Annotated in this window: 26 protein-coding genes; 19 read left to right on the top strand and 7 right to left on the bottom strand. The window is 59.9% G+C overall.

Going from position 1 to position 24382, the window contains the following annotated elements; translation table 11 throughout:
• Positions 1–348: 348 nt before the first annotated feature.
• Both FHT76_RS17755 and aspT read left to right on the top strand, forming a co-directional pair.
• Positions 349–1974, top strand: coding sequence for a bifunctional aspartate transaminase/aspartate 4-decarboxylase (locus tag FHT76_RS17755; protein WP_183861839.1), 1626 nt, complete (start codon positions 349–351; stop codon positions 1972–1974).
• A 50-nt stretch (positions 1975–2024) separates the two neighbouring features.
• Positions 2025–3716: an aspartate-alanine antiporter gene (gene aspT / locus FHT76_RS17750; protein WP_183755430.1), complete on the top strand. Its 1692-nt coding sequence runs from the start codon at positions 2025–2027 to the stop codon at positions 3714–3716.
• Between the two features lie 61 nt (positions 3717–3777).
• Here the strand turns inward: aspT and FHT76_RS17745 are convergent, their stop codons facing one another.
• Both FHT76_RS17745 and FHT76_RS17740 read right to left on the bottom strand, forming a co-directional pair.
• Positions 3778–4815 (bottom strand): hypothetical protein, encoded by a 1038-nt coding sequence (locus FHT76_RS17745; RefSeq protein ID WP_259185752.1) that lies wholly within the window; start codon positions 4813–4815, stop codon positions 3778–3780.
• Positions 4816–4819: 4 nt separating this feature from the next.
• Positions 4820–5176, bottom strand: coding sequence for a DUF982 domain-containing protein (locus FHT76_RS17740; RefSeq protein WP_183861843.1), 357 nt, complete (start codon positions 5174–5176; stop codon positions 4820–4822).
• Between the two features lie 132 nt (positions 5177–5308).
• Here FHT76_RS17740 and FHT76_RS17735 point away from each other — a divergent pair, with 132 nt between their 5' ends.
• Both FHT76_RS17735 and FHT76_RS17730 read left to right on the top strand, forming a co-directional pair.
• Positions 5309–5476 (top strand): hypothetical protein, encoded by a 168-nt coding sequence (locus FHT76_RS17735; RefSeq protein WP_183861845.1) that lies wholly within the window; start codon positions 5309–5311, stop codon positions 5474–5476.
• Positions 5476–5670, top strand: coding sequence for a hypothetical protein (locus tag FHT76_RS17730; RefSeq protein ID WP_016555129.1), 195 nt, complete (start codon positions 5476–5478; stop codon positions 5668–5670). The genes FHT76_RS17735 and FHT76_RS17730 overlap by 1 nt, the downstream gene beginning before the upstream one ends.
• Positions 5671–5731: 61 nt before the next feature.
• On the opposite strand, the gene FHT76_RS17725 is transcribed toward FHT76_RS17730, so the two are convergent.
• Positions 5732–7099, bottom strand: a complete 1368-nt coding sequence (locus tag FHT76_RS17725) for a GAF domain-containing protein (RefSeq protein ID WP_183861847.1) — start codon at positions 7097–7099, stop codon at positions 5732–5734.
• Positions 7096–7581, bottom strand: a complete 486-nt coding sequence (locus FHT76_RS17720; RefSeq protein ID WP_183861849.1) for a pyridoxamine 5'-phosphate oxidase family protein — start codon at positions 7579–7581, stop codon at positions 7096–7098. The genes FHT76_RS17725 and FHT76_RS17720 overlap by 4 nt, the downstream gene beginning before the upstream one ends.
• Before the next feature lie 288 nt (positions 7582–7869).
• On the opposite strand from FHT76_RS17720, the gene FHT76_RS17715 reads away from it, so the two are divergent.
• From FHT76_RS17715 to FHT76_RS17660, 12 genes are all read left to right on the top strand, one after another.
• Positions 7870–8331, top strand: coding sequence for a cupin domain-containing protein (locus FHT76_RS17715; RefSeq protein WP_183861851.1), 462 nt, complete (start codon positions 7870–7872; stop codon positions 8329–8331).
• A 56-nt stretch (positions 8332–8387) separates the two neighbouring features.
• On the top strand, positions 8388–9284 hold the full coding sequence (locus FHT76_RS17710) for an arylamine N-acetyltransferase (protein ID WP_259185751.1): 897 nt from the start codon (positions 8388–8390) through the stop codon (positions 9282–9284).
• A complete protein-coding gene (locus FHT76_RS17705; protein WP_183861855.1) occupies positions 9272–9886 on the top strand; it encodes a YceI family protein in 615 nt (204 codons plus the stop codon). Before FHT76_RS17710 ends, FHT76_RS17705 begins: the two co-directional genes overlap by 13 nt.
• 204 nt (positions 9887–10090) lie before the next feature.
• Positions 10091–10540 carry an ester cyclase gene (locus FHT76_RS17700; RefSeq protein WP_183861858.1) on the top strand — a complete coding sequence of 150 codons (450 nt, stop codon included), beginning with the start codon at positions 10091–10093 and terminating at the stop codon, positions 10538–10540.
• 228 nt (positions 10541–10768) lie between these two features.
• On the top strand, positions 10769–11866 hold the full coding sequence (ada, locus tag FHT76_RS17695; protein WP_246712592.1) for a bifunctional DNA-binding transcriptional regulator/O6-methylguanine-DNA methyltransferase Ada: 1098 nt from the start codon (positions 10769–10771) through the stop codon (positions 11864–11866).
• 85 nt (positions 11867–11951) lie between these two features.
• Positions 11952–12395 carry a DNA-3-methyladenine glycosylase gene (locus FHT76_RS17690; RefSeq protein ID WP_259185750.1) on the top strand — a complete coding sequence of 148 codons (444 nt, stop codon included), beginning with the start codon at positions 11952–11954 and terminating at the stop codon, positions 12393–12395.
• A gap of 149 nt (positions 12396–12544) precedes the next feature.
• Positions 12545–13168 (top strand): hypothetical protein, encoded by a 624-nt coding sequence (locus tag FHT76_RS17685; RefSeq protein WP_183861860.1) that lies wholly within the window; start codon positions 12545–12547, stop codon positions 13166–13168.
• A gap of 8 nt (positions 13169–13176) precedes the next feature.
• The gene (gene alkB, locus FHT76_RS17680) at positions 13177–13827 is read left to right on the top strand and encodes a DNA oxidative demethylase AlkB (RefSeq protein WP_183861862.1); all 651 of its coding nucleotides are present in this window, start codon (positions 13177–13179) and stop codon (positions 13825–13827) included.
• Positions 13828–13975: 148 nt separating this feature from the next.
• Complete coding sequence (locus tag FHT76_RS17675) at positions 13976–14380, top strand: hypothetical protein (protein WP_259185749.1); 405 nt, start codon at positions 13976–13978, stop codon at positions 14378–14380.
• 35 nt (positions 14381–14415) lie between these two features.
• Entirely contained in the window at positions 14416–14982 is a 567-nt protein-coding gene (locus FHT76_RS17670; RefSeq protein WP_259185748.1) for a methylated-DNA--[protein]-cysteine S-methyltransferase, read from the top strand.
• Positions 14979–15728, top strand: coding sequence for a 2OG-Fe(II) oxygenase (locus FHT76_RS17665; protein ID WP_183861868.1), 750 nt, complete (start codon positions 14979–14981; stop codon positions 15726–15728). Before FHT76_RS17670 ends, FHT76_RS17665 begins: the two co-directional genes overlap by 4 nt.
• 232 nt (positions 15729–15960) lie before the next feature.
• Complete coding sequence (locus FHT76_RS17660) at positions 15961–17046, top strand: patatin-like phospholipase family protein (RefSeq protein ID WP_183861870.1); 1086 nt, start codon at positions 15961–15963, stop codon at positions 17044–17046.
• Between the two features lie 295 nt (positions 17047–17341).
• Here the strand turns inward: FHT76_RS17660 and FHT76_RS17655 are convergent, their stop codons facing one another.
• Both FHT76_RS17655 and FHT76_RS17650 read right to left on the bottom strand, forming a co-directional pair.
• The gene (locus FHT76_RS17655) at positions 17342–17638 is read right to left on the bottom strand and encodes a hypothetical protein (protein ID WP_071224919.1); all 297 of its coding nucleotides are present in this window, start codon (positions 17636–17638) and stop codon (positions 17342–17344) included.
• A 74-nt stretch (positions 17639–17712) separates the two neighbouring features.
• A complete protein-coding gene (locus FHT76_RS17650) occupies positions 17713–20673 on the bottom strand; it encodes a PAS domain S-box protein (protein WP_259185746.1) in 2961 nt (986 codons plus the stop codon).
• Between the two features lie 61 nt (positions 20674–20734).
• Here FHT76_RS17650 and FHT76_RS17645 point away from each other — a divergent pair, with 61 nt between their 5' ends.
• Entirely contained in the window at positions 20735–21247 is a 513-nt protein-coding gene (locus FHT76_RS17645) for a GNAT family N-acetyltransferase (protein ID WP_259127487.1), read from the top strand.
• A 134-nt stretch (positions 21248–21381) separates the two neighbouring features.
• Here the strand turns inward: FHT76_RS17645 and FHT76_RS17640 are convergent, their stop codons facing one another.
• Entirely contained in the window at positions 21382–22209 is an 828-nt protein-coding gene (locus FHT76_RS17640) for an SDR family NAD(P)-dependent oxidoreductase (RefSeq protein WP_259127489.1), read from the bottom strand.
• Between the two features lie 98 nt (positions 22210–22307).
• Here FHT76_RS17640 and FHT76_RS17635 point away from each other — a divergent pair, with 98 nt between their 5' ends.
• Both FHT76_RS17635 and FHT76_RS17630 read left to right on the top strand, forming a co-directional pair.
• The gene (locus FHT76_RS17635) at positions 22308–23264 is read left to right on the top strand and encodes a LysR family transcriptional regulator (RefSeq protein ID WP_259127491.1); all 957 of its coding nucleotides are present in this window, start codon (positions 22308–22310) and stop codon (positions 23262–23264) included.
• A gap of 206 nt (positions 23265–23470) precedes the next feature.
• Positions 23471–24265, top strand: coding sequence for a potassium channel family protein (locus FHT76_RS17630; RefSeq protein ID WP_259127493.1), 795 nt, complete (start codon positions 23471–23473; stop codon positions 24263–24265).
• Positions 24266–24382: the final 117 nt, after the last annotated feature.

The raw sequence follows: 24382 nt of genomic DNA, 5'->3' as shown, positions 1-24382 counted from the left end.
TTGCAGCATAACAGCGCCCGACGGCTGCACCTACGTATCTTACGGTAGTATACGCTGTTGGTGAGCAGATATCACCGGAGCGGCGGGCGCCTTCATCCGGAACGAAGTGTCGATCGGCCGCCAGCGCTGTCGGACGCACGTTCGTGACACGTCAATCCTGCTTCTCGCACCCATTCATAATGGGCTTATGAAAAAGGGGTGAAGTGTGCGTAGATTACAGGATTCTACTCTTCCTTGCGGCGTAACTTACTTCCATGTCAGGAGAGTTCGGCCGATTATCCCCGGAACGTAAGCACAACGGCGGCGTCCACGCAATTGGCGAGCGCTGCGTGACGGGGAGGAATGGTCATGCCAGACGCTGGTATTTACGCCAAGTTCGAGGACCTTAGCCCGTTTGAGATCAAGGACGAATTGATCCGCCTGGCGCAGGCCGACAAGGCAGGGCGCGTTTATCTCAACGCCGGGCGAGGCAATCCGAACTGGATCGCAACGCGGGCGCGCGAGGCGTTCTTCCTGCTCGGGCAGTTCGCGCTCACCGAGGCCAAGCGGGTCTCTTATGACGAAGCAGCCGGTCTCGCGGGCATGCCTCCGACGGATGGCTGCTACGGCCGCCTGAAAGCCTGGGTGCAGAAACGCAAGGGCGACCCCGATACTCCCGGCGCCGAGACGCTCGAGGCGGTTGTCGATTTTGCCGTCAAGAAATTCGCCTTCGAGCCGGATAAATTCGTCAATGAATTGACGGATTCAATCATCGGAGACCACTACCCCGTCCCCGACCGTGCGCTTGTCCACAACGAAGCGATCACGCACGAATACCTGATGTGGGCCATGTGCGCCGGCCATCGTCCGAGCGCGAAATTCGACCTATACCCGGTCGAGGGTGGTACCGCGGCCATGTGCTATATCTTCAAGGCCCTGAAAAACGCCCGGCTGCTGAATTCCGGCGACACGATCGCGCTGGTCACGCCGATCTTTACGCCATATCTGGAAATGCCACACCTCGAAGATTACGCGCTGAAGCAAGTTCATGTTTCGGCGGAGGCTGAGGACCGTTTCCAGCTCACCGATGAAGACCTGAAAGCGCTCGAGGACAAGTCGGTCAAGGCGCTGTTCATCGTCAATCCCGGCAATCCGTCGGCTGTTGCGCTTGATCCCGAGTCGATGGGACGTCTGGTGAAATTCGTGAAGACGAAACGCCCGGATCTGATGATCCTGACGGATGACGTCTACGGAACCTTCGTGCCGAACTTCGAGTCGGTGATGGGTCATCTGCCGCACAACACGATCGGCGTCTATTCTTACTCCAAGTATTTCGGCTGCACCGGCTGGCGCCTAGGCGTCGTCGCCGTCGCCCAGGACAACATCTTCGACAAGGCGATCCGCGCGCTGCCGGAATCTGCCCAGAAGCTGATGGACGCCCGCTACAAGGCACTCACTCCGCATCCGCGAGAGATCAAATTCATCGATCGCATCGTCGCTGACAGCCGCGATGTAGCGTTGAACCACACCGCCGGCCTGTCGCTGCCGCAGCAGGTGATGATGTCGCTGTTCGGCCTCGTCGAGATGATGGACGAGGACAAGATCTATCAAAAGGCCTGCATGGCCATCTGCCAACGGCGCTTCGACAAACTGATGAACGGGATGGGGATTGAGTTTCACGCCCGCCCCTATTTCGACCGCTACTACGGCATCATCGACTACGAATTCTGGGCGCGGAAGTATGTCGGCGACGAGGTGACCGACTGGGTCAAGCAGAACGTCCATCCGCTCGACATCGCCTTCAAGCTCGCCGAAGACCACGGCATCGTGGTTCTGAACGGATCGGGCTTCGATGCCCCCAACTGGTCGGTGCGCGTATCGTTCGCCAACCTACCCGACGAGGCTTACGACTCGATCGGGCGCGCAATACGAGCGGTTGCGCGCGGCTATCTACAGGCCTATCGCGCGTCAAAGGGCGAATTGGCGCAGCCCTAGCGGGCGACGAACACTCCGTCGCATAGTTCTACTCAGGAGATCACGCCGTCATGTTCGAATGGTTCGCCGAAACGCTTCGAAAATATCCCGAGATCGCGATCTTCCTATCGCTTGCGATCGGCTACTTCGTCGGAAAGTTCACCTATAAGGGTCTCGGCCTTGGGGCCGTCACCTCGACCTTGCTTGCGGCCGTGGTCATTGGTCAGCTCGGAATTACCGTGTCGCCGAACGTAAAATCGGTATTCTTTCTCATGTTCCTTTTTGCGGTAGGATACGGCGTCGGCCCGCAATTTGTGCGTGGCATCGCAACCGATGGCCTGCCGCAGGCTGCCTTTTCGGTGATCGTCTGCATCTACTGCCTTGCCGTTCCGGTGATCCTTGCGATGTTGGCGGGTTATGATATCGGTTCCGCGGCCGGTCTTTATGCCGGGTCTCAGACGATCTCGGCCTCCATGGGCCTAGCGACGGACGCGATAAACCGCGCCGGCCTACCGCCCGACCAAGTAACTGCGACGCTCAACGCGATGCCCATCGCCTATGCGGTGACCTACATCTTCGGCACGGCGGGATCGGCAGTCATTCTCGCGCTTGTCGGTCCAAGACTTCTTGGAATCGACCTCGTCGCCGCCTGCAAGGACTATGAAACCCGCCACAGCGCCGCGGCAGAACTTGGTGGGGCAGGTTCGGCCTGGCACCGTTTCGAACTGCGCGCATACCGGATCAAGCCCGGTGGGCCCGTGGTTGGCCTGACGGCCGCGAAGGCTGAGGCGCTTATCCCAAACGCACGGGTTTTCGTAGAGCGCATCCGTCGGGACGGCGTGATCCAGGAGGCGACGGCCGATACGGTTCTGCAAGCTGGCGATGTCGTTGCCGTGGTTGGTCCTACCGATGTGCTGGTCAACGTGCTTGGTCACGAAGCGGAGGAAGTCAACGATCCCGAACTGCAGAATGTCCCAGCTGAAGGCGTCGACGTATTCGTTACCAGCAAGGAGATCGATGGCAAGAAGCTCTCCGAGATTGCCAAGTCGCCAGCCGCGCGTGGTGTATTCCTGCGCAAGATTGTGCGCGGAGCTACCGCGGTCGTCATCCCCATCCTGCCCGACACCGTCCTACACCGCGGCGACATCCTGACACTCGTCGGCCGCTCAAAGGACATTGCGGCCGCCACCAAACACATCGGCTATGCCGACCGAGCCACCGACGTCGCCGATGTCGCCTTCATCGGCGCTGCAATCGTATTGGGCGGGCTCGTCGGCGCGTTCGTCCTGAATGTTGCGGGCATACCGCTGACCCTCTCGACCGCCGGCGGCGCATTGATCTCGGGCCTTGTCTTCGGCTGGCTGCGATCGGTGCACCCCACATTCGGTCGGATTCCATCGTCGACCGTGTGGTTCATGAATTCGGTGGGCCTGAACGTCTTCATCGCGGTCGTCGGCCTTACCGCCGGGCCCGGCTTCGTCGCAGGTCTCAAGGAGCTCGGCGTCAGCCTGTTCCTCTGGGGCGTCGTCGCGACCACCATCCCCTTGATCCTCGCGATGTACACCGGGAAATATCTGTTCAAGTTTGACCCGGCCATCCTGTTCGGCGCCTGCGCTGGCGCCCGGACCACGACCGCGGCCCTTGGCATGATTACCGACGCTGCGAAAAGCCAGGTTCCGGCCCTCGGCTATACCGTAACATACGCCATCGGCAACACGCTGCTGACGATCTGGGGCATGGTTGTCGTTATGCTGCTTGGCTAGTTGGCGACCCGCGCGGTATCCGAGCTAGTCGGCATAGCGGACCCATGCGGTGAGCAACTTCTTACGGCCTCAGGCATTTGCAAACGATGGTCGAACCGCGTACCGAACATGACGGGTCGTTCACCGGTGTCCACTGCGCCAGTTCTCCTGAGAAGGTGGATTTCACGAAGTCCCGAATTTCGTCCTGAACCGGACTGATCTCGCGTGGGAGGCTGAAGCAACTCCCAGTTTGACCAGATGTGAAGTCTAGATAGTCGAACGTGGTCCAGCCACCGGCCTTTTGTAGAAGTGTGTCTCCCTTAAACCCCGGCGAATGGGCAGCAATTTCAATCTTCCTCAACCTGGCAGGATCCTCGTTGCAAAACCAAACAGGATCGTCTTGCTGCCAGCTCTCCACCGTGCAACTGGCCCCAGCGTAAACGCCCATAATGGTATTTCCCCACGCATCGGCCTCATTCACATCAATGATTTTAAGAAGATACGGCCAGGTGGTCTCAACGCCAGTATCGAAAACTCGCACCATTTTGAGCGTCCCGTTACGAAACTCACCCTTCAGGTCAATTCCATCGGCGGACAGCTCGTCAACAATGGAGACGAAATCTGGATAGGGAAGCCCATTAATCGAAAGGAGGCTGATGTTCTCCTTTACACCACGAATATGCTCGAAGTTTTTGCTTCTTAGCGCCTTGATGATCCGAACCGTCGAATCAGCACCGCGCCTTTTGACACCCCCGACGGCCACCACGTAAGCGCCTGAGGCGCGACCTGCGAAATAGTCCCATCCCTTCTGGTCCGCGCCGTTCTCCAGCAATAGGTCGACCATACGGTCATCAGCCTGCGCCTGTAGAGCTTCCTTTACAAAACTTCGTTTGAAACGCCCATCGGCAAATCCATTTCCGTCGATATTCCCGCGGCGTAAGATGTTGCGAGCGCTAAGAAAATCGTTCGCCCGTATCGCTGCTATCAAAGCGCGACCATCATCGGTAACGGGATCTGCGAAGCTAACTTTTGGCAATCCGCAGGTAAAAAAGAACAGCACTAGCGTCACTGCGATGAAGGGCGGCCGCCATCGCGTGTACCGTCGGGGAGCGGCAATCATCTGTTTACCTTGGGCCGTCCTCTAAAGGGCGGACCTTCCCCCCGGCGTGCGCTCTGGGGCGCTGCTCATCATTTCTTGGGTAGTTCTTTTGCGATTTTTCTCCGTCGTCCGGAAGAACGCGAAGCCCCGCTTCGTGCGCCGCAATTACGAAAGCTGCCCGAGCTGTCGCTGCGTCAGTGTAAAATTCCATCGCCTCCAGGGACGCCATCAGAGCGCTGTGAAACGACGGACGACTTTTCGGCCATTTGCTGCTTAGGAGCATGGCGGCGAGATCTGCGACTGTATCAGCATGTCGATATCGGCCGTTGCCTTCAATTTCGACGTCCATCGGACTGATAAAGACGGGGATTTCGCCAACCATGCCCCTAACTCCCTTGACTTTTCCGTATTGATAAATGGAGGCCGATTCGCTTTCGTCCAGAGCACTGAGCCCGCACGTCCTTGACTTTTCATTGAATGAGAACAAAATAAGAACATTCCCATGGAGGCTCCTATGACCCATACAGAGCAAGTCATTGCAAATGCCCTGGCAGCCGTAGCCGCGAGTAAGGCTGAGCGCGAACGCGATGCCGAACGCCGCAAGCGCGTATTTGGCAACATCGAGATCGGTCGCCCCCTGCCCGTTCTGAAAGGCCAGCAACTGAGCTTGGATTTACACTGATGCTGCCCGTGGCCAAGGAAGACGTCGATTTCGAAGTGCAGGCAGCCCTCGCCTGGCATGACGACGACGTGAATGCGACGATTGCCACACTGCTCGAGGACATCAGGCACTTGCGGCAGCAACTGTCACTGGCCAAGAGCGCCATGAGCCGGGGCATAACGCGCGGTTGGGCTCCTCAGTTTGAACGCAAATGAGCATGCAAAGTTTGTCAACTGAGATCGACCTACGCCTTGAAAGGATTAGACTACCGACCGGCTAGAGCCTCTCGAAGGTCGTCTCGTCGGAGGCGGTGACCTCGAGGATGAGCGGTCCTTCCGCCTTCAGCCTGACGCGGCCTCTGCTGACGCGGACGAGGCGTACGGGCGCCTGCTTTTCGTCGAGTCGGCGACGCAGCAGCAGAAGCCGGGTTTCAAGATTGTCCTTGATCTCCGGCATCCGGGAACCGACCGCAAGCCGCATTTCTCTGTTCGTGAATTCGGTCCTGCCGTCGCTCAGATGCCAATCGAGCATCAGGCGCAGCAAGGTCCCGGCAACGCCCTTCACTATGTAGGTTCCGTCGACGAACACACTGTCGTCGAAGCGGTGATGGACGACGCGGACTTCCCGCCCGGCGATAACAGACTCGGGCATGCCGACCGCCGGCTTCAATTCGGCCGCCGCCGCTTCCCGCTCGCTGGCCCTGAGGGCGCTGGCCGCCTGTCCAACCAGAATTTCGAGAGCAGCCTCGTCCTCTTCGCGGAAGGCGAGCCGCTCGGTGCTCTCGATGAAGAGTACACCTGTCACCGTTCCTTGGGCGGTCATGGGAATGGCGATCTGGCTCATGGCCGTCGACAATTGCGGGAAAGCGACAGTACGCGTGGCATTTTCGGTCCGTTCTGCCTCCAGACCGATCGCCTCTCCGAACCGGCGCACGCGGCTCATGTCGCTAACCTTGATCGTCTGGCCGCTCGTCGCAGCTGCGCCGATCAATCCCTCGCTGCCGGCGATTTCCGATCCGAGACCCGAGCGCTCGTAGCCTATGCTACCGGTGGTGATGAGGCAGCCACGATGGCTGTCGTGGATGAGCACGAGCGCATGATCGTATCCGAGGACGCGCTGGACGCCGCCGAGCAGACTGTCGATGATCTCATCGGCTTCCGCCTGTCGCTCGATGACCTTGATCGCCTCAGAAAGGGCGGGAAGGCTGACGGGCGCGCGGCCCGTCGCGGGTGAGCCTGTTTCCGCCGGCGATGGAACCTTTTCTATTCCGTGCACTCGGAAAATATCGGCGCTTCTGAGCCGCATGACATCGGACATGCCGACCTGCGCGCTACTCGCCTTGAGCTGGCGGGCGATCCTGTCGAACAGTGTACCGGTATCAACGGAACGAACAAAACCGATGTCGAGCAGGAACTGATCGCCGGTGAAGCCGTCGACCACGATCAGTGTGACCTTGGGATTGGCGCGTACATTCGCCGCCGTCTTGGCGAAGAACTGGTTGGAAAGCGCGACATGCTCTTCATCGACCCGCACCACATGCGAGAGATAGGAGATGTTCGGCATGCCATCGGCCGACGCCGTGGCGATGATGGACGGAATGACGCCCTCGAAGCAGGCGGAAAGATCGGAAAGCCGCAGGTTCATTGAGACCTCGCACCAGTCTGCGTGCCTGCCAACATGCCCGCGAGCGGGCCGGGCGTCTGTATGTAGATTTCACTGATCATGAGCCGAGCGACGCGCGCCTCTCGTGCCGTCAACCATGGAGCGATAAGGCGCCGCGGCACGCCGAGGGATTCCAGCTCGTCGGTCGCTGCCATTATAAAGTGGTCGGCGCGATCGAGGTCGGGTGTTTCCGTCTCCCGCATCTCGGCGGACCCCTTCAGTTGAAAACTGACATAATCCGACGGGCTGACGAAGGTGACAGCGAGCCGCCCGGTCTGCCGGATACAAGCTTCGAGCCGTGGCCACTGCCAAGCGGAAAAGATGACGTCGACTGTCTCGCGGTCTTCCAGGGGATGGAAGCCGACACCGCGTCCCGCCGAAGGACGGCCGGTCTCGTCAGCCGCGGCGATAATGCACATCAGCGGCCGATTGAAAAAATCGAGAAGCCTGTCGTCGAACCTCACTGCCGTCCCCCATTGCGCGCATCCCCGATCTTCTTAGCAAACTTTTAGGATATTCGGCATGGCTTGCACATTCATTTAGGAACGCCGGTTTTCGCGGTGCGCTATAGAAATGCCGTACCGGCTGGACGGCCCGGACAATTGTCATCTGCACGCCATCGGCGGCCTCGTGCGGCCGGGCAAAAGACATTGGCACCGCGCCCCGGTAGTCGGAGCGCGGTTCGGATTTCTGCGTCCTGCCGCAACAGTGAAAGCATCGACGATCGATGCATTCCGAACCTGGAGAGCAAGATGAAAAAGTTTACCTATGCGGCGGTTTCGCCGCCGAGGCATGGGACGCGAGCAATGGCGTTCGGTAAGCATGTGATCCGCATGATGGCGGACAATACTGGCGGTTCCCTCGGCATGTACGAGGCCTATTTGCAGGCCGGCGAAGGCTCGCCACTGCATATACACGAGCGCGAGGACGAGTTCTTTCGCGTCCTTAGCGGGCGCTTCGGCTTCTGGTGCGGCGGCGACTATATCGAACTTGCCGAAGGCGGCTGCATCGCACTGCCGCGCGGCGTGCCGCACCGCTTTCGCAATGTCGGGAAGACGGAGGGCCGCCTCATGGGCGTCGTCACACCGGGCGGGTTCGAAAGCTTCTTTCCGATCGTCGAGCTCTGCAAACCCGAAACGCCCGAGCAGATCGCCTCGGTCGCCAAGGACTTCGGTCTGGCCTTCCCGCCCGAGGACGACCGCGAGGTCGCCTGAACCACCCCAGCACAACACCGGAACTGAACAACGGTCCATTGAAAGGAGATCGAAGGATGACACACGTGCCTTCGAACGAAAACGCTATGCCCCTGACAGCCACGCAGCTCGATGCCTATCTGACCCGGATCGCGGTCGAGCGGCCGTCGCGTCTTGACATCCGAAGCCTATCGCAGCTGCACCGCGCGCATCTCATGAGCTTTACATGGGAGGCGGTCGATGCCTTCATGGGATGGCCCTCAACGATCACCCCGGCTGGGGCCTTCGCCAAGATGGTCGAACGGCGGCGCGGCGGCTGGTGTTACGAAATGAACGGCCTCTTCGGTGCCGCCCTTGCCGCACTTGGCTTCCGCGTGACCCGCCTGTGCGGCGGCGTCGACCGGGAAAGGCTCGGCGACATCGCCATCGGCAACCATCTGACGCTGCGTATCGACCTCGATCGGCCCTATCTTGCCGAAGTCGGCGTGGCGGACGCCATCATCGAGCCGGTGCCACTCGCCTCAGGACCATTCAGCCAGCGCGGCTTCGACTTCTCGATCATGCCAACGGACGACGGCTGGCTCCGCTTCAACAACCATGTGCACGGCATCGCGAAAAGCTTCGATTTCCAGGCCGACCATAGCGACGAGTCCGCAATGGTCGCAACGCATGGCTGGCTGATGCAGGATCCAGGCTCCCCCTTCACAAATGCACTCGCGGTCCTGCGTCACACGGCGGACGGTTATGTCGCACTTCAGAACGACCGTCTGAGCCATGTGACGGCGAACAGCGTCACCGAGCAGCGCATCACGAGCGCCGGACATCTTTCCGACACGTTCGAGACCTGTTCGATCTCGATATCCCACAACCCGGCCACGTCTGGGAGCGCCTCCAGGCCATCAGCCGCGACAAGGCGGCTTGAGCCGATGCCCCGCATCATCCCACATCCGAGGAAACATCCATGCTTCGCATAACCACATTCGCCCTTGCTCTTGGTTTGAGCACGACGCTCGCCCTTGCCGCCGCCACAGATCCGGCGCCGACCGGGACCTATAAGACCGACCCCTCGCATTCGAGTCTCAGCTGGTCCTTCGACCACTCCGGCCTGTCGCACTACACCGCGCGGTTCACCAAAGTCGATGCGCGACTCGACTGGAAGCCGGAACAGCCGGAAACCTCCACGCTCTCGGTTGCGATCGATCCGCTCTCAGTCCGCACCGACTATCCCTGGCCGGAGAAGGTCGACTTCGACGCAGAAATCGGTACAGGGGAGACCTTCCTGGCAGCCAAGCCGATCACTTTCGTCTCCAGGACGATCCACGTGACCGGCGAGAACACCGGCACGGTCGAAGGCCTCCTCACCTTTCGCGGCGAGACACACCCGGCAACGCTCGACGTCACCTTCAACGGCTCGATGGCCAAGCACCCAAGGATGGGTGTCCCGAAGATCGGCTTCTCGGCAACCGGCAGGATCCGCCGCAGCGAATGGGGACTGGATTTCGCAATCCCCGAACTCGGCGACATCATCACCATCGCCATCGAAACGCAGATGGTGCCTGCTGATCACTCATTCTAGTGAAACGAATGCGATGCAGGTCCGGCCGGATCTGCATCTCTTCACTGGGCGGGCGCGCCTTTCGCCTTTGATGGGATCGCCCAGCACACCCGTTTCCAATTCGAAGATAAGAACCGGAGTTTGGTCGCCGGAAAGCTCAAATATCCGTTTCATCAGGTCATCGAGTGGTTTCGATGGTCGCACGATTTGAAGAAAGGACTTCCCATGAGCAAGGAAGAGGACAACAAGGCCGTCGTGGTTCGCTGGTTCACCGAATTCTGGGGCAAGGAGGTCAATCTTGCTGTTATCGATGACATCGCGGCACCCGACATGCTCCTGCAATATTCCCTGCATGAACCGCGCCGCGGCCGCGAGGACATCAAGGCGTTCATGACCGACTTCCGAGCCGCGTTCCCCGATCTCAACTTCTGGGGCACCGCCGACCTGATCGCCGAGGGCGACTATGTCGTCGGCCAGTGGGAAGGCGGCGGCACGCACACCGGCCCGGCCTTTGATGACTTCCTTCTCGGCGGCTTGCCGGCCGCAACCGGCCGCAAGATGCGCTTCACTGGCAAGACCGTGCTGAAGATCGTCGATGGCATGATCGTCGAAGAAAATGGTCTCGACGATGGTCTGACTGCAATGATGCAGCTCAGTCTGATCGATAAGGCCTGAAACCTGACAGCGCTAGCCCACCTGGCTGCTAATCTTGGTCAGGAGAACCAAGGCTCGCACAGCCCCTGTGCGAGCCTCATCTGCCTTCACCTCCAAGCGAACCAGGCGCTCTGTCGACAACCTGCGCAAGATCCGGGTGGTTTTTGCTTCATGTGAGAGCGAGGATCGGAGTGTGGCCCCTTGCGGATCCAAGGCACGGTCGATCTGGAACGAATTCGGGTAGAAACCATGAACATGAACATCCGCCCCGCGCCAACCCTTCGCACGTCGCACCCTTTCGTAGCGGACGATCCTCGCTGGGCGCGTATCGTCACTCGCGACAAGTCCGCGGACGGTAAGCTCTGGTACTCGGTTTCGACGACCGGCGTCTATTGTCGGCCCTCGTGCCCGTCGCGCACGGCGAACCCGAAGAATGTCACCCTGCACGACACGATCGAAAGCGCCCGCGCGACCGGCTTCCGGGCCTGCCGGCGCTGCAATCCCGACGGTCCTACACTCGAACGCGGGAAGGCCGCGCTCGTCGCGAAGGCCTGCCGGATCATCGAGGACAGCGAGGAAGAGCCCTCGCTGGAGGATCTGGCAGCTGCTGTCGATCGCAGTCCGAGCTATTTCCATCGCATGTTCAAGGCATCGACGGGGCTGACCCCGAAGGCCTATGCAGTTGGCCAGCGCGCCAAAAAAGTGCGTGAAGGCCTCGAGACCGGGACGAGCGTCACCGAAGCGATGTACGACGCCGGCTTTAATTCCAGTGGCCGCTTCTATGAGAAATCGAACGGCATGCTTGGCATGACGCCGACCCAGTATCGTGACGGCGGCACCAACGAGGACATCAAGTTTGCAGTCGGCCAATCCTATCTCGGCGCGATCCTGGTGGCGTCCAGCACGAAGGGCGTGGCTTCGATCCTACTCGGCGACGACCCGGAGGCGCTGGTTCGCGATCTTCAGGATCGTTTCCCGAAGGCGCGCCTGATCGGCATGGACCGCGACTACGAGGCGCTGGTCGCCCAGGTCTGCGGCTTCGTCGAAAATCCCGGCATCGGCCTCGATCTGCCGCTCGACGTTCGCGGCACGGCGTTTCAACGCCGGGTATGGCAAGCTTTGCAGGAGGTTCCGGTCGGCGAGCGCGTGTCCTATTCGGAAATCGCCCGCCGTATCGGCGCGCCGCGCGCCACCCGGGCGGTCGCCGGTGCCTGCGCTGCAAACAGTATCGCGGTCGCCATTCCCTGCCATCGCGTGGTGCGCAACGACGGGGCGATTTCCGGTTATGCCTGGGGCGTTGATCGCAAACGAGCATTACTCGACAGGGAAGCGCCCCAAAGTGCATAAGCTGGAAATCGAATGTATGAAGGCCTTTTCGTGCTGTGACGCCTCCGTAGCCTTCCTCGCCAGCCATGACGAGGACTGGGCCAGATTGATCAAGCTGGTCGGCCCTTGCCGGCACGATGCCAAAGCCGCCCGCGAGCCCTACCAGGCGCTCGTGCGGGCGATCGCTTATCAGCAGCTGACGGACAGGGCCGGCGACGCTATCATCGGCCGTCTCAAGGGGCTATTCGAGGGTCGCGATTTCCCGACCCCGGAAGACCTGATCGCGGCCGAGGTCGACCCGCTGCGAGCCTGCGGCTTTTCCGCCAGCAAGATCGCCACCATCAAGGCGATCGCGAAAGGAACGCTGGACGGCCTGATCCCCACCCGCGACATCGCCGCCACCATGGACGACGAGGCGCTGATCGAGCGCATGACCGTCATCACGGGAATCGACCGCTGGACCGTCGAAATGCTGCTGATGTATTCGCTGGAGCGGATGGATATCCTGCCCGTCGACGATTTCGGTGTCCGCGAGGGCTATGTGTGCTGAAAACGCTGCCCGAGCAGCCGCAGCCGAAGCATTTGCGCGAGATCTCGAAGACGTTGTGGGCGCATCGTACGGTCGCTGCGTGGTATCTGTGGCGCATGCCGCGCGAATGCGGAAACGTGTTGACGTAAATACGGCCCAAGAAGAACGCCATGCCGCTTCAAAACCGCGTTACGCCTTTCGGTGAGATCGTCGCCATTTCGCAGCGAGGCCTGTTTACCGGCAATCGCGGCATCATCCATGATCCCGCAACGAAGACATTGCTGCGGCGGCGCTGGGCGACCCGGGCCTGGCTCATCTGCACCTGCGCGTTCAAGGGGCGCCGCCGCGAAGTGATGGCGGGCCGGAGTTGGACCGAGCTGTTTTTCCTCGATGAGGCTGTAGGGCTCGCCGCCGGCCACCGCCCGTGCTTCTTCTGCCGGCGCGAGGCCGCGGAACGTTTCCGGACCTGCTGGGCAGCAGCAAAGAGCGAGGCGCGGCCGACAGCCGTGCAGATGGATCGCGTGCTGCATGCCGAACGGCTGGAGCGCGGCCACAAACGCCTGCACCCGATCCCCAGCCGGTTAGCCGACCTGCCGGATGGTGCGGTCGTTGCGACCGGAGAGGCTGCTTACACGCTACAGGCCGGTCGCGGCCATCGCTGGACCGAAGCGGGTTACGACAGGCCCGAAATCCTTCACGACGCCGGCTGGCTGCTGACGCCGCCTTCGACGCTGATGGCGCTTCTTGCAGGCTATCGGCCCGTCGTTCACCCTTCCATCCATACGACGCAATAGGCCCTCACATGCCCGATCTGCTTGACATGCTTGCCCCCGCTGATCCCGCGACCGAAATTATGGCCGAGGGTGCCATGTTGCTGCGCGGTGCGGCTCGTCCCTACGAGAAGGATCTCCTCGTCGCGCTCGCAGACATCACCAGCCAGTCGCCGTTTCGGCACATGGTCACGCCGAGCGGCTTTACGATGTCGGTGGCGATGACGAATTGCGGCAGGGCCGGTTGGGTCACGGATCGCACCGGCTATCGCTACGATCGCAACGATCCGGAAACCGGCCATCCCTGGCCTTCCATGCCGGACTGCTTCTTCAACCTAGCAGTCGAGGCCGCGACGCGGGCGGGCTATCCGGACTTCCGTCCCGACGCCTGCCTGATCAACCGCTACGACCCCGGCGCCCGTCTTTCGCTGCATCAGGACAAAGACGAACGGGACTTCGCCAAACCAATCGTATCGGTTTCGCTCGGCCTGGCGGCGACCTTTCAGTTCGGCGGCCTGAAGCGGAGCGATCCCGTGAAGAAATATGCATTGCGGCACGGGGACGTGGCGGTTTGGGGCGGCCCCTCGCGGCTCTTCTATCACGGTGTTCCCGAATTAAAGGATGGCGTCCATGCGATCGTCGGACGCATGCGCATCAATCTCACCTTCCGGGGCGCCTTGTAGCGCTCCATCTTCTTTCAGTTTGACGACAACAATCGGAGCGCCGCGGGAACCGCCTTATGGCCAAGTGGATCGTTAATTGGGGGGATGTGCGATTGTCGGATTTTTGCGATCTGGCCGCGTGAGGGCTAGCATAAGGAAACGGACGCTCATGTTTTCACAGGGCGGATACGGCGCCAGCACGAGCCGGCGCAAACTAGTCGGAACCAACGCCGTCGACATGTTCGTTGCGCGCGCCCAGGGCAATCCGGACAAAGCCCTCGTGATGACATGTATCGGGCAACTCGTAATCGCCGGCCATGCCGAGTTTCAAATGCTCGGCAACGGGGAAGTCGAAGTCCTGTTCACCTCGGGCGAGACCCATCTTCTCGCAGAGACGACAATCCTCAGGCTCGCTTGGTCTATCGATCAATCGGAGCGGCATGCACGCGCGGGCGAAGTGGCTCGAACTCTGGTCATGGGCCGGCCGCGAGCGTCTGGCGCTTCCCTATTTCCCCAGGCGAAACTTCGATTTGAAAGCAAGGATCGGAGTTTGGCGATGCGGCCCCGGCGGTAGGTTGGATCATCCGATCAAAGCAAGGAGTGACGGCAATGAATCTCATCGTCGAAATGAACACGCCGCGGACAAAGCTGCACCTGAAGCCCGCCTCGCCTCCCGCCGATGTCCTATCCTATGCGGTCGCCGCTTGCGACTTCGGCAGGGTGTTGGTCGCACGCAGCGCCAGTGGCGTTTGCGCGATCCTGCTCGGAGACGAAGCCGAAGAGCTGACGGCCGATCTCGCCAACCGTTTCCCGCAATCCACACTCGTTGCAAGTGAGGATGCCGTGAAGGACGACGTCGCAAAAGTCCTGCAATATATAGAAAAGCCTTCCGGCGGGCTCCATCTGAAGCTCGACTTGAGAGGCACCCCGTTCCAGCGCCGCGTCTGGGAAAAGCTGAAGACCATCCCGGTCGGCAGGACGGTCAGCTACAGGGAACTGGCGAGTTGGCTCAGCCCGCTCGCCAGTTCCCGTGCTGTCGGCAACGCCTGCGCCGCCAATCCGATCGCGCTGGCCATTCCCTGCCATCGCGTCGTGCGCGGCACCGGCACGCTTGCCGGCTATCGCTGGGGCATCGAGCGCAAGCGTGCCCTCATCCAGAAGGAAGCGAAGGCATGAACAAGAACGCGATCGACATGGTACCGGCCTCAACGGTTGCATCCGCGGAAGCACGAATTGTCGCCTACGACTGGACAGCGCTTGCCGACGAACTCGACGGCTTCGGTTGCGCCGTCCTTCCCCGCCTTCTCACGCCCGACGAATGCAACAACATTGCGTCGCTCTATCCCGACGAAAGCCACTTCCGCAGCCATGTCATCATGGCGCGGCACGGCTTCGGGAAGGGTGAGTATCGCTATTTCAAATATCCGCTGCCCGATCTCATCGGCGGCATCCGCACGGCGCTGTATCCCCGCCTTGCCGTTGTCGCCAACGCATGGAACGAGCGAATGGGACTGGAGCAGCGGTTTCCAGACGAACACGCCGCATTCCTGCAGCAATGCCACGACGCCGGGCAGACGCGCCCGACACCGCTTTTGCTGCAGTATGTCCCAGGCGACTTCAACTGCCTTCACCAGGATCTTTACGGTGACCTCGCGTTCCCGATCCAGGTGGCGATCCTGCTCGCAGAGCCGGGCCGTGACTTCACAGGCGGCGAATTTGCACTGACCGAACAACGACCGCGCATGCAGAGCCGCGTCGAGGTCGTACCGCTTCGCCAGGGCGACGCTGTCGCCTTCGCTGTCCACAATCGACCGGTCCAGGGCGCCAAGGGGAATTACCGCGTAAACCTGCGCCATGGTGTCAGCCGTGTGCGCTCCGGCATGCGTCACACCGTTGGGATCATCTTTCACGACGCGCGTTGATCTCACAATTCCGGCGGCGCGCTGCCGCAGCGCCGGAATTGAACTTTGATTGGCTCTGCCAGTGCCAGAGGCCAGCCCGGCGGCGGCCCGTCAACGGCAGCGATCGTTGCGAATGCAAAACGCTGACCTTGACCTTTACATCTGACTTTCTGCGACAGAACTCCTATGAATTGCCTATTGCTGCGCTGCAATAATCGCCATAGGGTAGAGATGCTGAAATGGGAAGGTCCGTATGCCGCCAAGACCACGCAGCAATTCTCGCCCCGCGCGATCCGGCAAAGAGCCAATCGCTATTGATCTCGCCCTGCAGGGTGGTGGAGCGCACGGCGCGTTCACCTGGGGGGTCATTGAGCGGATTATCGACGAGCCCGGACTTATCATTTCAAGCATCAGCGGCACATCCGCCGGGGCGATGAATGCGGTCGTCCTTGCCCACGGCTTTGCAGTGGATGGAGAGACGGGGGCAAAATTGGCGCTGGAGGCGTTCTGGAGCCGCGTCAGCGAGGTTGCGCGCTTCAGCCCGTTTCAACGCACCGCACTTGACGTGTTGACCGGCAACTGGTCGCTCGACAATTCCCCGGCCTATCTTTTCTTCGACGTGATGAGTCGGCTGTTTTCGCCCTATGAGATCAATCCGGGCAATATCAATCCGCTTCGGGATATCCTCGAGGAAAGTGTTGATTTCGAGCTTCTGAAACACTCTCCCATCAAACTGTTCATCAACGCGACCAACGTGCGGACGGGTCTGCCACGGGTCTTTCGCAACGCTGAACTGAACGCCGATGTCGTGCTGGCATCCGCGTGCTTGCCGATGTTGCATCAGGCGATCGAAATAGACGGCGATCCTTATTGGGATGGCGGCTTCTCAGGCAATCCGCTTCTCACGCCGGTGGTTCGCGAGAGTGCGGCGCGTGACCTCGTGCTTGTTCAGGTCAATCCGGTCGAGCGCGCAGGCGTTCCCAAAACCGCGCGTGAAATTCTTAACCGCGTCAACGAAATCTCATTCAACTCCAGCCTGAAGAAGGAACTGCGAGCGATGGCCATACTTCAGCGGATGCTTTCGGAGAGCGGCGTTGCACCGGATGAGATTGCCTGGGCAAAGGAATGGTCGAGTGTCCGGCTCCACCGTATAGCCACGCCGCCGAGCATGGCGGAATTGAACGCGTCATCCAAGATGAATGGCGAATGGGAGTTTCTATCCATGCTCCGGCAAGAAGGGCAGGCAACCGCGCACGAATTTCTAGCACTGCATGGGGCAGATATTGGGACGCGGGCGACCTTCGATATTGAAAGTCTGCTCGATACGGTTCTGCAATAGGCGCTAGGAACCGTCATGGATATCATTGGTCGTCGTCATGACCAATCTTGTGATGTCGTTCGCGACCTTGCCGCGTATCGACGCGAGCTTCCTTGCCGAACCGGGCTGGGGCGCCACCTCGCTTTAGCGGTATGCGGGGTTTCGCATAAGGACGGTTATGTCGATCTCGCTATGGCGGCTATCGCAAGTGCGCTTGTCGCCCTTGTCGCCGTGATCACGATCGGAAATCTCTTCGGATCATTCTGACGGCCCGAAAGCAGTAGCGCTAAGCAAACTCGATTGACCATTGGGGGCGCTAAGCAATTCGGTCTAACATCCGTACGATATCTACGGGGTCGTAGGGTTTTGCAAGACGCAAGCAACCTCGGAATTTCTCAGGCATGCTTTCGGCCCCATATCCGCTGAGAAATAGGAAAGGGATGCCCCGTTTTGCCAGTTCCTCGGCAACGGGATACGACCTTTCACCATCCAAATTGATGTCGAGGATCGCGGCGTCGCACGGTTCATCGATGGCTGCACGAAAAGCAGTCTCGAGATCTCGGAACGGGCCAACCGCCACGTAGCCGGCCTCCACCACATCCTGCTCGAGCATCAGGGCGAGGATCGCCTCGTCTTCGACTAGGAGAATTCGCCGTGGTGTATCGCTAGACTTCGGCACAATACACCCTAACCCGCTGCTCGCCGGCGGCTTTGGAAACGATCGCGAACCGGCAGCGACAATGAACACCGAACTCCTTGCCTGTCGTACTCGATGTCCACTTTTCCGTTCAGATCAGCGGCAAGGATCTTTTCTAGCAGTAGTCGGCCAAATCCGGACCGCGTCGGCGGATCGACCAAAGGTCCGCCATGCTCAGTCCACTGGATCCGCAACCCGTCGTCGTGCAGTTCCCAGTCGACCGAAACATAACCACTCGCATCACTGAACGAGCCATACTTCGCCGCATTGGTGGCTAGCTCGTGGAAGGCGAGACCAAGTGCCAGCGCGGGCTTTGGCGGTAGGGAAACGAGTGGACCAGCCATACGTATGTTTTGGCCGTCCTCGCGCCGGAAGGGTGATAGCTCGTCATCCAGAATGGTCCGCAACGACACGCCGGACCACTCTGTCTCAGCAAGTCTTCCATGTGTTTGGGCAAGTGCCCTGATCCGGGCCTCGAAGGAGCGGCAGTCCTCCCTTGCACTGGAGGAGAAAGACTGCCGCGCAATAGCAGTGACTGTAGCGAGCCGATGGCTGAGCTCGGCAATGAGTATCTCTCGCTGCTCTTCGGCCTGCTTTCGCGCAGTAATGTCCATGCAAATGCCACTAAGTTTCTTCAGTGCGCCGTTGCTTTCCTCGAAGCAACGACCAAAGGCTTCCAGCCACCGTTGCTCTCCATCCGGAAGCAGCGCTCTGTAAATGGCGTGATAGGGCTCTCGTTTCGCCGCGGCGGTATGGATAGCGGACTCGACCTCGGCGATATCCTCCGGATGGATGTCTCGCTTGAAGTCAGAGAACGACCCGTCGAAAGAACCAGGCTGACGTCCATGGATCAACTCCAATCCTGGCGACCAGATGATCTTGCCAGAGGTGAGGTCCCATTCCCAAGCGCCCATACCTCCAGCCTCAAGGGCCAACTGCAGTCGCTGCTCACTCTCCCGCAGTTCTTCTTCCGCACGTAGGCGGCTTTGCTCGGAACGAACCCGCTGTATGGCGAAGCCGAGTTGTCGAGCGATCGCTACGGCGACAGTTTCCTCCTCCGTGCTGAACGTATGCGGTTGATCGTAGTAGGCCATGAATTTCCCAATCACCCTCCCCTCACCGAACAAGGGGATGAATGCGAGCGCGCCGATCTTCTCCGCCTCGATAGTCGCTCGCAACTCCGCTGGCAGATCGGCCTCCTCGAGGGTCGACACATACATCGGCGTCGCATCGGTTGTTTCTGCCGTCCACGGGGAATGGCCGTCGACAGCGTGCCTGTATGCCTGTGACAAGCCCCGCCACGCGACGAAGCGCATCACCTTCTGGTCATCGAAAAGCAAGATCGACGCTCGAGCGCATCCCAACGCGCTAGTGATTGCATCGAGGGCAGCATCAAAGGCAAGCTGCAGCTCTGACCCGTGATACAGGCGGTCCGTCATGCGATGGAGCACCGCCTGCTCCGCCGTTCGCTGCGCCAAAGCTTCCTCGGCGCGCTTCCGATCGGAGATGTCGCGGGCGATCTTCGACGCGCCGACAATCCGACCCTCCGCATCCTTAACGGGAGAGATGGTGAGCGAGATGTCGACAGGCGTTCCGTCCTTGTGCACGCGAACGGTTTCATAGTGCTCGATCCGCTGACCGCGTCGGATGCGATCGATGATATCCGCCTCTTCAGCAATCAGCTCATCGGGGAACAACGTTGTAACCGGTCTTCCAACGATCTCCACGGCCGTGTAACCAAACAGCCGTTCGGCTCCTTGATTCCAACTCGTAATGATGCCGTCGAGGCCCTTACTGATGATTGCATCTTGCGAAGACTCCACGATAGAAGCCAGCCGCCGGGCCGCGAGTTCCGCCTGTTGGCGATGCTCAAGTTCATTTTGAACGGTGCGCAGGAGGCGGGCGTTATCAATTGCCATCGCAGCATGTGAAGCGATCCCGGCCACGATCTCCTCAGTTTCCTTGGTAAAGACACCCGGCCGGCTATGGCCGAAAAAAAGGCCGCCCAGGACTTCGCTACTGCGTGATACCACCGGAACCGCCAAGTAACTCACGACTGGCAGGTGTCCCTTGGGCATGCCGTGATGCGGCTCGTTGTGCCCGTAACGCGCGTCCTTCCTGATGTCGTCAGAGCGAACGATGCCCTCCCCGCGGAAGGTAGGCTCAAAGACGCTTGTATTACGCGGCACTCCGAACCTCTCGAACGCTTCCCGCGGCGCCCCTGAGAGCGTGTAAAGCGTCAATCGTTCGCCTTTTGCGTCATTGAGATTGTAGAAAAAGGCGCCGAATTCGGCACCCGAGAGGCTCGTTGCGTTGTCAGTCACTGCCTGGACAACTCGTTCCAGTTCGAGGTCGCTCGACACAATGTGCGCTACATTGTTGAGCGTTTGAAAGCGTCGCTGTACCGCCTTTTGCCGGGAAATATCGAGAATGCTGACAAGCGAATGCTCGCAGTTTTTGCCCTCCCAGGCGATCGTCAGGAGGATCTCGAGATGCTGCCCTTTGAGCGTACGGACATGAGCCTCGCTCTCAAAGCGCTTGCGGCCCTCCCAGAGGGCGACGATCTCGTCGAGGAAAACTTCCGACGTTTCTGGGAGGAAAGTTGCGCCCAGATCACCGGTAAGCTCGACTTTGTCGTGAGCCTCGAAGAGCTCCATGGCGTAGACATTAACGTCTCGCACGTGAACCAATTTGACCGCATCCGCTGTCGCTTCGGGATGCATTTGAAAGTAGCCACGTATATCGTCAACCCCGTCTGCGCGAAGCTCTTCCAATCGTGCTACCAGGCGAGAGAAGTCCTGATCCCACAATGCAACATGGGCACCATCGAAAATCCGACGATAATGCGCCTCGCTTTCATCAAAAACCTTCCAAGCGGCGCGCTGTTCCTGAGCATCGAGAACCGAGCAAGCCTCCGTAACCATGAAGTCCCCCATCGAAACGATATACAACGCAACTTGCTCCAAATGGTTCCGCAGTTCCTGAGCGAACGGGGCGTCACTCAAAGACTTCGTGAGGCAGGCGAGAAGTCGGATCGCAATTCCGCGCTGGGCAGCACGGATCAAGCCAAACGACGACGGCGACACACCTCAGCCGGACGATTTGCGCGAGCGGCGCAGGAACTTGAAGAGCCGCCGCTTTCCGCATCGTGTCGCGATCAAGGACGGCGCGGTTGTAGGCTATGCCTACGTCGTCCTGTTTCGCAAGCGACCTGCCTACCGCCACACCGTCAAGCGCTCGATCTATGTTCACCACGACCACCTCGGCCAAGGCATCGGTCGCCTGCTGATGCACGACCTGATCGACGCTTGTGCCGCCGCCGGCTTCCGGCAGATGATTGGCTATATCGACGCCGAGAACACTGCTTCGCTCATGCTGCGCGAACGGTTCAATTTCGTTCGCGTCGGTCTGCTGCGCGGAGTCGCCTATCGCTACGGCCGTTGGGCAGACAGTGTTATGGTTCAGTGCTCGCTCGGTCCTGGCTCGACCGCGCCGCCACCTCCCCCGCCACTCTCCACCCGTTGAGGCGCAATTCCAAGGCCGCTGACGGAGCGGGACACGAGTGACGTCGCGGCCTTCATCGCCCTCCACTTGAGCACGGGCGAACTATTTGTCGTACCGCCATGCGTTACATGGCGGATCGGGTTGAAACGGCCTCTTTATGCCTCTACGAAATCAGTACCCCGTGTGATGGCCTCCCATGCGTCGATCTCCTCGACGACCTGATCGATTTTGCTTCGTGTACGACGCAAAGCGTCGCTTCCTAGCAGGAGATGAAGAGGAGGGTTGTCAGAGTTCACGAGTTCCAAGATCGCCTCCGCGGCCAGGACCGGATCTCCGGCCTGCCGGCCATCGGCAGCGTCAAAGGCCGCCGAACTTTTCCCGATTGTTTCAGCGTAGGCTTCACCGGCGGCGTCGCTCTTGCGGATTGAGTGGGCCGACAGGAAATCCGTTCGGAAGGCACCCGGAGCGACCGCGGTGACTTTAATGCCAAAAGGCTTGACCTCCGAGGCAAGACCTGCGGACATGCCCTCAAGGGCTGCCTTGGCGGCGGAGTACATCGCGGTCCCGACACCGGGCGCGCGGCCTGCGACGGACGTTATATTGATGATGTGACCACGTCCCTGCGCTCTCAGATATGGCAGGGAAGCCTTGATGATGCGAAATGGGGCGAAGACGTCGACGGCGAAAAGTCTTGCGACATCCTCGTTGGCGGCCATCTCGAGCGCGCCAAGCAGGCCGTAACCGGCGTTATTGACGACGATATCAATCTGACCCGCGATCTCAAACGCCTGGCGGGTCACAGTCTCCGCGGTCCCACCATCGCTCAGGTCGGCTGAAAGAACGTGCAAACGACCCGAACCGTCCTCTACCGGCCGATCGGTTCCCCGGGCCGTGCCAATGACAGTATCGCCCCTTGCCAGCGCTGCCTCGGCCAGCGCTTTTCCAAGCCCGCGTGAAATGCCGGTAATGAACCAAGTGGTCATGAAATGCTCCTTTGCTTTCGGTAGGAAGGAGCTTGCCACACCGCCTGGCGCTGTATAATCCGCAAAAAAGTAAATGTCCTTGTTAGGTGGACTTAACAATGCAAGACATGTTGGCGGACAGGCTCCCGGCGGGGAACGACTACAACCAAATGCGCGCTTTCATCGCCGTTGCCGAATACTTGAGCTTCAGCCGTGCCGCTGAGGTGCTCGGCGTATCGCCGTCGGCACTCAGCCAGATGATCCGCAGCTTCGAGAAGCGGGTCGGAATGCGCCTTCTCCACCGAACGACGCGCAACGTGTCATTGACGGAGGGTGGCGAGAACCTCTTCCGACGGGTGCGACCGGCGGCGTTCGAACTGGGGGACGCCCTCGCACAGACAAGGATTGCTGGCGAGCGGCCGGCAGGCACTGTCCGTGTACACGCGTTCCGCTCGGCCGCGCAGAAGCATATCCAACCAATCCTCAAGAGCTTTGCCGAACGCTATCCCGACATCGTGCTGGACATCACGATCGATGATGAGACGGTTGACATTGTGGCTGGCGGCTATGATGTCGCGGTGAGGATCGGCGAGGTGATCGAACGAGATATGGTCGCCGTCCGTCTGGGGCCCGAATTGCGGCAACTGGCTGTCGCGACACCCGACTATTTCAGCCAGCATGGTCGCCCCGAGCATCCACGTGATCTTGTCCACCACCGATGCGTACGGTGGCGCTGGCCTGGACATCAGGCACCCTATGCCTGGGAATTCTTCGAAAACGACGCGTGGTTCAGCGTCGCCGTCAACGGTCCCCTCATCTTGAGCGACAAGGAGACGGCGTTGAATGCTGCGCTTCAAGGGGTAGGAATAGGATTTGCGGTCGAGGACACGGTAGCGGATTATATTGGGCAAGGGCGGCTAGTCAGTTGCCTCGAAGCTTGGTCCGCACCGTTCCCGGGTTGGTTTGTTTGCTACCCGCAGCAGCGGCAGATGGCGCCTGCCCTGCGAGCGTTCATTGATGCCGTCAGATCAGGTCCCGATGCTGGCCTATCAGGAGAAGCAAAGGTTGTCGTTTGAGCGAACGGACGAGCTTGCGCGTCTCTTCGACGTGCGACCGCCGTCGAGTGAAGGTAACGCAGACGCATATTGGAAGTCGATCGCTTCAATCTTCTCTGTGCTCTAACGGCCGGATGACCACTTCGAACCGAATGCAGACGACCGCATCGTCCGCAATCTCAAATACCGAGACTTGATGACCATGCCTAGGAGCCTAGATTTCGACTATGGGCATCTTTGACGTCGGGGACGGCACGCACCGAAAGGATTTGAAGCAGGGTCTGCGCCGGATCGAACGAGCCGACGGCCGGCAAGCATTTTTGCTACAGGCCGCGTTTGCGCTTGTCGATATCGCTATCCTCGCCTTCTTCATCTTGGGGCCATACCTCCGTTCGGGCCCCTCTTATCTCATTATCGATTACGCTATCGCCGTTTGGATCGCAGTGGAAATGATCGCCCGCGCGATTGCGGCGCCATCCATTCGCCAATGGATCCTTCGCCCAATGACGTGGATTGACGTGGTCGTCCTGGCAACCCTCGCCTTCCCGGATTTGCTGTTTAATTTCGCGTTCCTTAGAGTCCTTCGACTTTGGGCGATCGGTCGAAGTCCGCTGATCAAGGAAGCTCTCAACAGGGCGGGCTACGTTCATCTTCTCGATGTTGTGAGAGCGATCATCAACTTCGTGGTATTCCTCTTCCTTATCACCGGCTTCGTCTATACCTCGTTCTTCTACGACAAAGTTGGGGGAGAAGGGTTCGTCGACGCGCTTTATTTCACGGTCGCGACCGTCACGACGACGGGCTTCGGAGATATCACGCTTCCCGGCACTGTTGGAAAGCTCACATCCGTCGTAACGATGATCGTTGGCATCTCGCTGTTCGTGCGACTGGCCCAGGCGGTGGTCCGACCCCATAAGGTCACATATGCCTGCCACCGATGTGGACTACTGCGACATGACGCGGACGCCGTTCACTGCAAGGCCTGCGGCGAAATCCTAAACATTCCTGACGAGGGCTCGTAAGGCTGCAGGCGATCCAGAGCATCCGATGGCGACTGGATCCCGGCTGCGGAATCGAAAAGCGGATACGCCACGGCGAAATTCGACTTTTCCTGTAGGTCGGTTATACCCCGGAAGGTG

Source organism: Rhizobium sp. BK176 (assembly GCF_024808055.1).
Note: the sequence above shows the minus strand (reverse complement) of the source record. Positions and strands in the feature narration are given on the sequence as shown.